Source organism: Acidovorax sp. PRC11 (assembly GCF_031844105.1).
Classification (GTDB): domain Bacteria; phylum Pseudomonadota; class Gammaproteobacteria; order Burkholderiales; family Burkholderiaceae_C; genus Paracidovorax.
Map to the genome: position 1 here is coordinate 1 of NZ_JAUZUQ010000031.1, position 12345 is coordinate 12345.

A 12345-nucleotide genomic window follows, 5' to 3' on the forward strand; every position below is an offset into this window, starting at 1 on the left:
CTCGTCCGTCCAGATCTCTTCGCCCGCCGGACCGACCACTACAGCGGTTTGCGGGCCAGTGGTGCGGGGTTTGGGTGTCTTTCTCGCAGGGGTATAGGGAAGGCTCGTCGGCTGCGCCGTGAGGCTGAACTTCTGGAACGAGCCGTTTTCCTCGTTGTGCTGCAGCGCTTCGCCCGGCTTGGCGCTGTTGATCGATGAACTGCCCGGGTTCTCGTGCAGGTGATAGGTCACCCCGGTGATGAGGTACTGCCGGTTCTGGTCTCCGCGCGGGTAGTTCTCCAGGTTGAACGTGTAGCCGGGTGCGAGGCTGCGGTGGCGCGATTCACCCTTGACGGTGCTGTGGCCCGTCAATCCTTCCTGCAGGCGAACACGGGCGTACTGCTCGCCATCGCCGTGCTGCACGTAGCCGCCCGGCCATTCGTAGATCTCGTACGCATCGTGCGCATGGCCCGGCGGCTGCTGGCGCATGTTGGAGAGGTCCGACCGGGGCTTTTTGAAGTCGTAGTCGTCGTTGTAGTACCGGCCCGGCTTGATCTCTTCGCCCAGGCTCCACGCGTGGATGTTCTCGCGGTCGGCCGTGGCGGATTTCTCGGGCGGGTAGAAGGGGATTGTGGCGGCGCCCGGCAAAGGGTCGTGGCAGGCCACGATGTCGTCGGCGATCACGAGCGTGTGCTGACCGCTCGCGTGCTGGAAGTAGTAGTACGCGCCTTCGTGCTCCAAAAGCCGGGATACGAAATCGAAATCGCTCTCGCCATATTGCACGCAGTAATCCCAGCTGCGGTAGCTGCGCGTGAGCTTCATCTGCAGCGGATAGCCGTAGCGGCTCAAAACCTCTTCCACGATCTGCGGGACGGTCTTGAACTGGAATATCTTGAAATCCTGCCGCCGCGTGGCCACCCAGAGCCAGGGCTGCAGGCGCAGGTGGTACGAGTAGAACCGGTGATCCTGGCCCTGCATGCCGAAGCGCGTGACCAGGCCATCCAGGTAGCGCTTGCCGCCGCCCTGCGTCTCGATCTCCACCGTGGCCGTCTTTCCGAGCAACGCCTTGGGATCGATATCGCGGCTCTCCGAGCGCAGATCGATGTCGAAGGAGAAAAGCTGGCTCAACTCCTCGCTGCCCCGCAACTGCCTGAACTGCAGCTGCTCTCCCAGGGGCGTCCGGATGGTGACGCGGCGTGTCATTGCTTATTGTGGGCAGCAGGCGTGCTGCCGAGTTAAGTCGGAACGGTCGAAATCATAGGTCGGCCGGATCGCCTTGGACAGCCTCCCACACGGGGCAAATTGTTTGTAAATGTTTTGTTTTGCGACCAGTGGCTTGCCTCCCAAAAACGGCTTATTGCAAATAGGCGGCCATTCGAACGTGTAGTCCGAGCTGATGAATGCTCCCAAGGCACGCAAGCAGCGTTATTCAACGGCTTTATGCAGTTAGGGAATTCAACCGCAGTAGCGGTGCCTGCCAAAACATAGCTTCGCCAGGAGTCGGGGTGATCTCGCCTCGCTCACGACTTGCGCGACAAAGTCTTTGCCTATCCCCATCGACGCATCGCATTCGATTCTTCGGATTCAGTGGACTAAGCCAGCAGCATTCCCAGGCCCAGCGCCAGCAGGCCTGCCATGAGGCATTTGCGGAAGGCGGCCGGCGAGAGGTGACTGCGCAGCCGGCCACCGAGCGCCATGCCCGCGACGGCCGGCAGCAGCAGTGCCACCGAACCACCCAGCACCGCGGGCGGCAGGCTGGCCTGCGATGCGAGCCCCGCGCCCAGCGCCCAGCGCGAGCGTAGACACTGTGAAGCACAGCCCCATCGCCTGCACCAGCGCGTCGCGCTGCAGCCCGAGTGTCTGCAGGTAGGGCACGGCCGGCACCACGAACACGCCCGTCGCGGCGGTGATCGCACCCGTGGCGGCGCCCACGACCCACCCCAGCCAGACCCTGTGCCGCTCGGGACGGTGGGCAGCCGGGCACCGGCCAATGACCAGGCCGCATACGCCACGAGCGCCGCGCCCAGCGCAGCCCGGGCACCAGCGCCCTGGGGCGGGCCGAGCCACCAGGCGCCCGCCCAGGTGCCCGCGCAGATGCCGATCTGCATTCCCGCGTGTTGCCGCAGCAGCGCGGGAACGCCGCGCGCCAGGGCCACATCTGCCAGAGGTTGGTGGCGAGCGACGGCACGATCAGCAGCGCCGCCGCCTGGGCGCGAGGCATCCAGAGCGCGAGCAGCGCGATGGCCACCGTGGGCAGCCCCAGCCCGACGACGCCCTTCACCAGACCGGCGAGCACGAAGACCAGCGCCGCACCCGCCGATGGCACGCCCAAGGCCGCCGGCCCCGTCGCCGCCATCGCATTCATCCATTCCGCTGCCGCCATGCCCTCGCTCCTTTCGCCGGCCCGGTCCGTCGGGGGCGTACGCCGCGGATTCTGGAGGGCCACGGCGATGCGCGCGATGCGGATGTTCCGTGGCCAGGCTTCGGCCCGGCCGAAGGCAGCCGGACGGCTTTGATAGCGTGCCGCATGCGCTTCGACCTCACGGACCTGCGGCTCTTCCTCCACGTGCGGAGGCCGGAACCATCACGGCCGGGGCTGCACGCGCGCACATGGCGCTGGCGTCGGCGAGCGAACGCATCCTGGCGATGGAAGCGGCGTCGGCACGCCGCTGCTTCTGCGGGAGCGGCGCGGGGTGCGCGCCACGGCGGCCGGGCGCACGCTCGTGCACCATGCACGCATCGTGGTGAAGCAGATGGAGCGCCTGCGCGGCGAGCTCGGCGCGCACGGCACGGGCCTGTCAGGCCACGTGCGGCTGTTCTGCAACACCTCGGCGATGAGCGAGCATCTGCCGCGCCGCTGGCCGCCTTTCTCGCGGCGCATCCGCCCATCGCGGTGGATGCCGAGGAGCATGCGAGCGACGACGTGGCCGACGGTGTGCGCGCCGGCCTGTGCGACCGGGGTGCGGCGCGTCGTGCTCACCGACGACTGGGCCGCGCGCGAGCTGGTGCTGTGCGCCCGGACACCGGCAGACACCCTGCTGGTGCATGCGCGCGCCCTGCTGGAGCATCTGGCCGCGGGCTGAACCTCCGGCCCCTTGGTCCCCTGGTCAATTCAGGATTTTCTCCCCGCTCGGCCGCTTGCCCTGGATCAAGGCGTCCTGGCGCCTTGCGCCGCAGAATCGCGCGCTTCGCCGCGCGCCCTTCCCGCCCGGCTCGCCACGCCCACACTTTACCGCGCCCCACCGCCACGGCCGCACTGCCGTGGCGGCAGCGTGATCAGGAACCCGCCCAATGCCCTCCCCCACCGCCCCCGAACTGCTGCTGCCCGCCGGCTCGCTCGACAAGATGCGCACCGCCTACGATTTCGGCGCCGACGCCGTCTATGCGGGCCAGCCCCGCTATTCCCTGCGCGCGCGCAACAACGAATTCCGGCTCGAACAGATCGGCCAGGGCATCCGCGAGGCGCATGCGCGCGGCCGCAAGTTCTTCGTGACCAGCAACCTGCTGCCGCACGACGACAAGGTGCGCACCTACCTGCGCGACATCGAGCCCGTCATCGCCCTGGAGCCCGACGCGCTCATCATGGCCGACCCGGGCCTCATCATGCTGGTGCGCGAGCGCTGGCCCGACATGCCCATCCACCTGTCGGTGCAGGCCAATACGGTGAACGCGATGGCCGTGAAGTTCTGGCAGCGCATGGGCCTGGCGCGCATCATCCTCTCGCGCGAACTGAGCCTGGACGAGATCGACGGCATCCGCGAGCAGTGCCCCGACATCGAACTGGAGGTGTTCGTGCACGGCGCGCTGTGCATCGCCTATTCCGGCCGATGCCTGCTCTCGGGCTACTTCAACCGGCGCGACGCCAACCAGGGCACCTGCACCAACGCCTGCCGGTGGAGCTATGCGGCATCACCCGGGACGGATGCCACCGACAGCGGCGAGGTCCGGCCGTTGCCGCTGGAAGCCGGCTTCGATCCCCTGGCGGAGCAGGAGCACGCGGACGGCGCTTTCGCGGCCTGCGGCGGCACGCCCCGCCATCCGCTCGCCGACCGCACCTACCTTCTGGAAGAGAAGGAGCGCCCGGGCGAGCTGCTGCCGGTGATGGAGGACGAGCACGGCACCTACATCCTCAACAGCCGCGACCTGCGCGCGGTGGAACACGTGCGCCGGCTCGTGGCGATCGGCGTGGATTCCCTCAAGATCGAGGGCCGCACCAAGAGCCGCTACTACGTGGCGCGCACCGCCCAGGTGTACCGGCGCGCCATCGACGACGCCGTGGCGGGCCGGGATTTCGATCCGTCGATGCTCACCGAACTCGACGGCCTGGCCCACCGCGGCTACACGGCCGGTTTCCTGCAGCGCCGTCCCGCACAGGAACTGCAGAACTACGATACCGGCAGCTCGCAGCCCGTGCGCAGCCTGTTCGTGGGCGAGGTGGTGGCCTGCGGCGACGGCTGGGCCGAGGTGGAGACCAAGAACCGCTTCGCGGTCGGCGACCGGCTGGAGATCATCCACCCCGCGGGCAACCGCACGGTGCGCCTGGAACGCATGCAGGCGGCCGCGAGCGGCGAACCGCTGCACGTGGCGTCAGGGAGCCCGCTGCGCGTGCGCATTCCTCTGGAAGGCCCGGCCGAAGGCGCGATGCTCGCGCGCCTTCTGGAGGGCGCCACGGCTTGACGAGGTGGAACGAGGGCCGACGCCGGTGGCCTACCCGTGCGGCCAGCGGTCATCAGTCAGACAGCAGACAGCGATCAGCGATCACCGGGCGGCCACGGCGGGAGTTCCTTCGGGCAGCGGCAGCGCCTCCGCCAGCATCTGCCGCTCGAACGCGCGCAGCCGCTTGTGGATGGAGATCTGCTCGACCACCGTGCTCCAGTTCTGCACCAGGAACTGGAAGGATTCCAGCACCCGGTCGAAGGCCCGCGAGATCTGCTGCATCACGCCCAGCGTGATGGCGCCGGCGATCAGCGTGGGGCCCAGGGCCACCAGCGGCACCAGCACGCTGACCTGCAGGTACGACCACTTCACCACGTCGAAGTACAGGTAATTGAAGAACAGCCGGAAGTAGTTGCGGCGCACGTCGGCGAACAGCGCGGCGGCCGTGGGCGGCGCGGCGCGCGCGGGGTCGTCCTCGCCGAGCACCAGTTCCTTGCGGTAGGCGGCCTCCACGCGCTGGTTGTGGAACTCCAGCCCCGGCAGCCGCACGCCCACCAGGGCCAGCAGCAGCGTGCCGCCGAGCGCCCAGAAGAGCGCCACCCAGACCAGCGAATGCGGCACGGCGCCGATCACCGGCAGTCCGGTCAGCTTGTCCGACAGCACCCAGAGCACCGGCACGAAGGCGCCGAGCGTCATCAGGCTGCGCAGGAAGGTGAGGCCCAGGCCCTCCATGGTGGTGGCGAAGCGCATGGTGTCTTCCTGCACCCGCTGCGCCGCGCCCTCGATGTGGCGCAGCCGCGGCCAGGCGGCCATGTAGTGCTCGTTCATCGCCTGGCGCCAGCGGAAGATGTAGTGCTTGCAGAAGAAGTCCACCACCACCGCGGTGGTCACGTAGACCATGGCGATGCGCGAGAAGGTGGAGAGCTGCCCCCAGAACTGCGCCGCGGTGATGCTGCCGGGGTGGCCCAGCGATGTCTGGATCAGGTCGTAGAACGTGCCGAACCAGTCGTTGATCCGCACGTCGAGCTCGACGCGGTACCAGGTCGCGAGCAGGATGAAGACCGAGCCGGCGATCGACCAGGCCCACCACCGGCGGGAGAGAAAGAAGGACTTGAACATCGGGCGTTCCGCGTTGTCGTGGTTCTGGGCCGTGGGACGCCGGCCCGGGGACAAACGTTCCGTGTCCGCCCTCGCCTTTCAGCCCCGCCTAAGGAACGCCCAAGAAACGGCAAAGACACGCCAAAGAAAAGGCCCCGGGGATCGCTCCCCGGGGCCTCCTGCATCACGCGTCACGTGTTACGCATCGCGGCGCCACGTCGCCCGGGCCCCTCGCGGGGCCCATGGCGTCAGGCCGCCACCGACTTGGCGGCGTCCGCGTATTCCTCGATCTGGTCGAAGTTCATGTAGCGGTACACGCTCGCCTTGTCGGCATCGATCACGCCCATTTCCTTGAGGTATTCCTCCTTGGTCGGCAGCTTGCCGATGCGCGAGGCGATGGCGGCCAGTTCGGCCGATCCCAGGAACACGTTGGTGTTCTTGCCCAGGCGGTTCGGGAAGTTGCGGGTGGAGGTGGAGATCACCGTCGCGCCCTCGCGCACCTGCGCCTGGTTGCCCATGCACAGCGAGCAGCCCGGCATCTCGGTGCGGGCACCGGCCGTGCCGAAGGCGGCGTAATGGCCTTCCTTGATCAGCTCGTTCTGGTCCATCTTGGTCGGCGGGGCGACCCACAGCTTGACGGGGATGTCGCGCTGGCCGCCCAGCAGCTTGGCGGCTGCGCGGAAGTGGCCGATGTTGGTCATGCACGAGCCGATGAAGGCTTCGTCGATCTTGGTGCCGGCCACTTCCGAGAGGAACTTGGCGTCGTCCGGATCGTTCGGGCAGCAGACGATCGGCTCGGTGATGTCGGCCAGGTCGATCTCGATCACGGCGGCGTATTCGGCGTCCTTGTCGGCTTCCAGCAGCTCGGGGTTGGCCAGCCAGGCTTCGACCTTCTCGATGCGGCGCTTCAGCGTGCGTGCATCGGCATAGCCGTCGGCGATCATGTTCTTCATCAGCACGACGTTGCTGGTGAGGTACTCCTTGATCGGCGCGGGGTTGAGCTTGATCGTGCAGCCGGCGGCCGAGCGCTCGGCGGAGGCGTCGGACAGCTCGAAGGCCTGTTCCACCTTCAGGTCCGGCAGGCCCTCGATTTCGAGGATCTTGCCCGAGAAGATGTTCTTCTTGCCGGCCTTGGCCACCGTCAGCAGGCCCGCCTTGATGGCGTACAGCGGAATCGCGTGCACGAGGTCGCGCAGCGTCACGCCGGGCTGCAGTTCGCCCTTGAAGCGCACCAGCACGGATTCGGGCATGTCCAGCGGCATCACGCCGGTGGCGGCACCGAAGGCCACGAGGCCGGAGCCTGCGGGGAAGGAGATGCCGATCGGGAAGCGGGTGTGCGAGTCACCGCCGGTGCCGACGGTGTCGGGCAGCAGCAGGCGGTTCAGCCAGCTGTGGATCACGCCGTCACCCGGGCGCAGGGCCACGCCGCCGCGGTTGCTGATGAAGGCCGGCAGTTCGCGGTGCGTCTTCACGTCCACGGGCTTCGGGTAGGCGGCCGTGTGGCAGAACGACTGCATCACCATGTCGGCCGAGAAGCCCAGGCAGGCCAGGTCCTTCAGCTCGTCGCGGGTCATGGGGCCGGTGGTGTCCTGGCTGCCCACGGTGGTCATCTTCGGCTCGCAGTAGGTGCCCGGGCGCACGCCCTGGCCTTCCGGCAGGCCGACGGCACGGCCGACCATCTTCTGGGCCAGCGTGAAGCCGGCCTTGGATTCGGCGGGCGCCTGCGGCAGGCGGAACGCGGTGGATGCGGGCAGGCCCAGGAACTCGCGGGCCTTGGTGGTCAGCGAGCGGCCGATGATCAGGTTGATGCGGCCGCCGGCGCGCACTTCGTCCAGCAGCACGTCGCTCTTGAGCTGGAACTCGGCGACGGTTTCGCCGTTGCGCACCAGCTTGCCTTCATAGGGCAGCACGTCGATCACGTCGCCCATCTCCAGCTTGGAGACATCGACTTCGATCGGCAGCGAGCCCGAGTCTTCCTGCGTGTTGAAGAAGATGGGAGCGATCTTGCCGCCCAGCGTGACGCCGCCGAAGCGCTTGTTCGGCACGAACGGAATGTCGGCGCCCGTGGCCCAGATCACGCTGTTGGTGGCCGACTTGCGCGACGAGCCCGTGCCCACCACATCGCCCACGTAGGCCACGAGGTGGCCCTTCTTCTTCAGCTCTTCGATGAACTGCATCGGGCCGCGCTTGCCGTCTTCCTCGGGCTTGAAGGCCGCGTCGGGGCGCGTGTTTTTCAGCATGGCGAGGTAGTGCAGCGGGATGTCCGGGCGGCTCCAGGCGTCGGGCGCGGGCGACAGGTCGTCGGTGTTGGTCTCGCCGGGCACCTTGAAGACGGTGACGGTGATCTTCTTCTCGACTTCGGGGCGGCTCGTGAACCACTCGGCATCGGCCCACGACTGCATCACTTCCTTGGCCTTCGCGTTGCCGGCCTTGGCCTTCTCGGCCACGTCGTTGAAGAAGTCGAACATCAGCAGCGTCTTCTTCAGCGCCTCGGCGGCCACGCCCGCCACTTCGGCGTCGTCCAGCAGCTCGATCAGCGGGTGCACGTTGTAGCCGCCCACCATGGTGCCGAGCAGCTCGGTGGCCTTGGCCTTGGAAATCAGCCCGACCTTCAGGTCGCCGTGCGCAACCGCTGCCAGGAAGCTGGCCTTGACCTTGGCGGCGTCGTCCACGCCCGGGGGCACGCGGTGCGTGAGCAGGTCCAGCAGGAACGCGTCCTCGCCGGCGGGCGGGTTCTTGATCAGCTCGATCAGGTCGGCGACCTGCTTCGCATCGAGCGGCAGCGGCGGGATGCCCAGGGCGGCGCGCTCGGCCACGTGGTCACGGTAGGCTTTCAACATCATGTTCTCCGGTGGGTTCAATCTTGGATTTCTTGGGGCAATGCTCCGTCCGGCGGGCGCCCGTTACGCGCCCGCCCGATCCATCGCTGCGCACGCCGCGCGGCGTGCCCGCGGCGCTTACTTGGCGAGCGCCTCTGCCGTCGGGGCGGCCGCAGCGGCCGGTGCCGGCGCGGGGGCGTCCAGCAGGCTGGGCTGCGGGTTCTTGCGGATGGATTCGGTGACGGCGACCTGCTGGGGGCTCATGCACTCGTCGGCCAGGCGCTGGCCCAGCTTCTGGTTCATCAGCATGGACTTGTTGGCGATCTGGATCCAGACCGCACCCTCCTTCTGGTCTTCCAGGCGCACCGCGCCCGTGCTCGTGGCCACGGGCGTCATGCGGTAGTGGAAGCCCTTGCCGGCCACCTGGAAGTAGCCGGGCGACTTGGGATCGGCCTCGATGTTGACCGAGGCACCCAGTTCGCAGGGAATGTGGCCGGTGTGCACGCGCTGGGCGATGTCCAGCTCTGCGGGGCTGAGCGCCGCCTCGGCGGCGATCAGGCCGGAGGCCACCTGGTTGGTGGCGCTCTTGAGCTGCGCGCGGCTGCTCTGCGGGCGCGCCTTGGCGACCTGCGTGGGCGCTGCCTTCCTGGCTTCCTTGGAAGAAGACGACTTCGCGGCCTGGGTGCTCTTGGCGGCCGGCTTGCGGGCGGCTTCCGACTTCTTGGCCGGCTCGGCCTTCGCGGCAGCCTTGGCGGCCGGTTTGGCCGGGGCTGCGTCCTGCGCCATCACGAGCGCGGGGGTCAGCAGCATCAGGGCGGAAGCGATGAGTTGTTTCATGGGGGCTCCAGCAAGGGAGGATCGTGGGGGGAACGGGGAATGAAAAGGCGGCAGGCGCGGGGCGGTCGTCAGGCGGCGCCCGCCCCGGCGGATTCGAACCAGGCCCGTGCTGCGGGAGGCAGCGCGCGGCCGGTCTGGTGCGCACGCTCCAGCACCTGCCAGAAATAGCGGTAACTGGCCCGGTCGTGCAGAACGCCGTCCACGCTGATGGGGGCCCATGCAGCATGTTCGGCGGCGGAAAGAAGGCTGGCGGCCTCTGCGATCTCGTCCTGCGCGGGCGCGAAGGCCTCCAGGATGGGACGGATCTGGGCCGGGTGGATGCTCCACATGCGCGTGTAGCCGAACGCGCGCGCGGCGCGGCCCGCGGCGGCGCGCAGTGCCGCGGCATCGCTGAACTCGGTCACCACGCAGTGCGAGGGCACCTTGCCGTGGGCATGGCAGGCGGCCGCGATCTCGAGCTTGGCGCGCACCACGAGCGGATGCTCGAACTGGCCCTGCACGCCCATGGCGCTCGCGGGGATCGCCCCGCCGTGCGCGGAGACGAAATCCATGAGGCCGAAGCTGATCGACTCCACGCGCGGATGGGCCGCGATCTCGAAGGCCCGCTGCACGGCAGCCGGCGACTCGATGAGCACGTGCAGCGGTAGCGCCGTGGCACCCGCGGCGTTCACGGCACGCTCGGCGCGCAGCACGTCGTCCACGGATTCGACCTTCGGCACCATGAGGTGGGACAGCCGGTGCCCGGCCTCGCCCGCGATGGTGGCGACGTCGTGCGCGAAGGCAGGATGATCGACCGTGTGCACCCGGGCTGCCACGCGGGCCCCGGGCTGCGCATCGCGGGCCAGGGTGGCGACCAGCTCGGCATGCGCGCGCTCCTGGCCGGCGGGGGCGCCGTCCTCGCAGTCGAGCGTCACGTCGAACACGCAGCGGCCGAACTCGGCGGCCATCTCGGCCTGCAGCTGCAGGCTCTTGCGCATGCGCACCTCGACGCCGCTGTAGTGGTCGCAGACCGGCAGCCGCGGAACGGCAGCCTGGGCGCCCGGCAGCACCGCGGCGGGATGGAGTGCGGACGGAGCGGCAGCCATGGCGGAAGTCATGCGGCGCGCCGCGCGACGATGAACATGCGCGGGAAGGCGAGCAGGCGCTGCCCGTCGGCCCGCACGGGATAGGCGGCGTCGATGCCGCGCTCGTATTCGGCCAGGAAGCCGGCCCGCTGCGCTTCGGGCAGCGGATCGACGAACGGCTTGAGGCCGGTGCCGCTCACCCATTCGACGATGGCAGCGGCCGAGGCCATGGGGTGCTGGTACACGGTGTGCCACACGTCCACGCTCTGCGCGGCCGGCGCGAGCAGGTCGTAGTAGTCGGCGATGCCCAGGATGCGCGTGCGCACGGAGGCAGCGTCGCCGATGGCGTCGCGCCAGGGCGCCTGCGCCGCCACCGCGCGCATGGTGCGGTGCGACGGCTCTTCGCGGTTGTCGGGCATCTGGATGGCGAGCACGCCGCCCGGAGCGAGCGACGCGAACAGCCGGGGAATCAGGGTGTCGTGCCCGCCCACCCATTGCAGGGAGGCATTGGCATAGAGCAGGTCGGGCGCCTCGCCCTCCTGCGGCGCCCAGGCGGCGATGTCGGCCTGGACGAATTCCGCCGCGGGCAGGCGCTCGCGGGCGCTCTGCAGCATGGCGGCGGAGGTGTCGATGCCGGTGGTGCGCGCTTCGGGGAAGCGCTCCACCAGCAGTTCCGTGGAGTTGCCCGGGCCGCAGCCCAGGTCCACCACGCGGGAGGCGCCGGCGAGCGGCACCCGCGCGAGCAGTTCACGGGCAGGACGGGTGCGCTCGTCCTCGAAGCGGCGGTAGAGCGCAGGGTTCCAGTCGTGCATGGCGTCGCGGTCGGGTGCAGCCGTCGGGGAGGCCCGCCTTACAGCAGGTGCTTCACGCCGTCCTGTTCGCCTTGCAGCTCGGCCAGCGTCTTGTTGATGCGCTCCTGGCTGAACGCGTCGATCTCCAGGCCTTCGACGATCTTGTACTCGCCGTTTTCCGTGGTGACGGGGTAGCCGAACACGATGCCTTCGGGGATGCCGTACTCGCCCTTGGACGGAACGCCCATGGTGACCCACTTGCCGTTCGAGCCCAGGGCCCAGTCGCGCATGTGGTCGATGGCGGCGTTGGCGGCCGAGGCGGCGGAGGAGGAACCGCGGGCCTCGATGATGGCGGCGCCGCGCTTGCCCACGGTGGGCAGGAAGGTGTCGGCGTTCCAGACCTGGTCGTTGATCAGGTCCTTGACGCTTTCACCGCCGATGGTGGCGAAGCGGTAGTCGGCGTACATCGTGGGCGAGTGGTTGCCCCACACGGTGAGCTTCTCGATGCTGCCCACGGCCTTGCCGGTCTTGGCGGCGATCTGGCTGGCGGCGCGGTTGTGGTCCAGGCGCAGCATGGCGGTGAAGTTCTTGGCCGGCAGGTCGGGCGCGGACTTCATCGCGATGTAGGCGTTGGTGTTGGCGGGGTTGCCCACCACCAGCACCTTCACGTTGCGCGAGGCGACGGCGTTCAGGGCCTTGCCCTGGGCCGTGAAGATCTGGGCGTTGGCGGCCAGCAGGTCGGCGCGCTCCATGCCGGGGCCGCGGGGACGGGCACCCACCAGCAGGGCGTAGTCGGTGTCCTTGAAGGCGGTCATCGGGTCGCTGTGGGCTTCCATGCCGGCCAGCAGGGGGAACGCGCAGTCCTCGAGTTCCATCATCACGCCCTTGAGCGCCTTCTGGGCCTTCTCGTCGGGGATCTCCAGCAGTTGCAGGATGACGGGCTGGTCCTTGCCGAGCATTTCGCCGGAGGCGATGCGGAACAGCAGTGCGTAACCAATTTGACCGGCTGCACCGGTGACGGCGACGCGGACGGGCTTCTTGCTCATGGGGAAAACTCCAGAAGATGGGATGGAACGGGTGTCGGTGCAGGAGGCACCAGCG

8 protein-coding genes and 2 pseudogenes are annotated in these 12345 nt (G+C 68.7%); 2 read left to right on the forward strand and 8 right to left on the reverse strand.

Going from position 1 to position 12345, the window contains the following annotated elements:
* Together Q9R47_RS22440 and Q9R47_RS22445 are read right to left on the reverse strand one after the other, a co-directional pair.
* A partial coding sequence (locus Q9R47_RS22440; RefSeq protein ID WP_311235335.1) for a type VI secretion system tip protein TssI/VgrG occupies nt 1-1182 on the reverse strand: 1182 nt, incomplete at its 3' end.
* A gap of 389 nt (nt 1183-1571) precedes the next feature.
* Nucleotides 1572-2362, reverse strand: a pseudogene (locus tag Q9R47_RS22445) (sulfite exporter TauE/SafE family protein).
* A 144-nt stretch (nt 2363-2506) separates the two neighbouring features.
* Between Q9R47_RS22445 and Q9R47_RS22450 the strand changes: the two are divergent.
* Nucleotides 2507-2956, forward strand: a pseudogene (locus Q9R47_RS22450) (LysR family transcriptional regulator); the annotation flags it as partial.
* 314 nt (nt 2957-3270) lie between these two features.
* A complete protein-coding gene (gene yegQ, locus Q9R47_RS22455) occupies nt 3271-4656 on the forward strand; it encodes a tRNA 5-hydroxyuridine modification protein YegQ (RefSeq protein ID WP_311235336.1) in 1386 nt (461 codons plus the stop codon).
* An 81-nt stretch (nt 4657-4737) separates the two neighbouring features.
* Here yegQ and Q9R47_RS22460 read toward each other — a convergent pair whose 3' ends face one another.
* The 6 genes from Q9R47_RS22460 to Q9R47_RS22485 form a co-directional block, all read right to left on the reverse strand.
* Nucleotides 4738-5754 (reverse strand): putative transporter, encoded by a 1017-nt coding sequence (locus tag Q9R47_RS22460; protein ID WP_311235337.1) that lies wholly within the window; start codon nt 5752-5754, stop codon nt 4738-4740.
* Between the two features lie 227 nt (nt 5755-5981).
* Nucleotides 5982-8573: a bifunctional aconitate hydratase 2/2-methylisocitrate dehydratase gene (gene acnB / locus Q9R47_RS22465; protein ID WP_311235338.1), complete on the reverse strand. Its 2592-nt coding sequence runs from the start codon at nt 8571-8573 to the stop codon at nt 5982-5984.
* 117 nt (nt 8574-8690) lie between these two features.
* Nucleotides 8691-9389, reverse strand: coding sequence for a hypothetical protein (locus Q9R47_RS22470; RefSeq protein WP_311235339.1), 699 nt, complete (start codon nt 9387-9389; stop codon nt 8691-8693).
* Between the two features lie 68 nt (nt 9390-9457).
* Nucleotides 9458-10486 carry an aldolase/citrate lyase family protein gene (locus Q9R47_RS22475; protein WP_311235340.1) on the reverse strand — a complete coding sequence of 343 codons (1029 nt, stop codon included), beginning with the start codon at nt 10484-10486 and terminating at the stop codon, nt 9458-9460.
* Entirely contained in the window at nt 10483-11265 is a 783-nt protein-coding gene (gene tam, locus Q9R47_RS22480) for a trans-aconitate 2-methyltransferase (RefSeq protein ID WP_311235341.1), read from the reverse strand. The genes Q9R47_RS22475 and tam overlap by 4 nt, the downstream gene beginning before the upstream one ends.
* Nucleotides 11266-11303: 38 nt before the next feature.
* Entirely contained in the window at nt 11304-12290 is a 987-nt protein-coding gene (locus tag Q9R47_RS22485) for a malate dehydrogenase (protein WP_092950448.1), read from the reverse strand.
* Between the last annotated feature and the right edge of the window lie 55 nt (nt 12291-12345).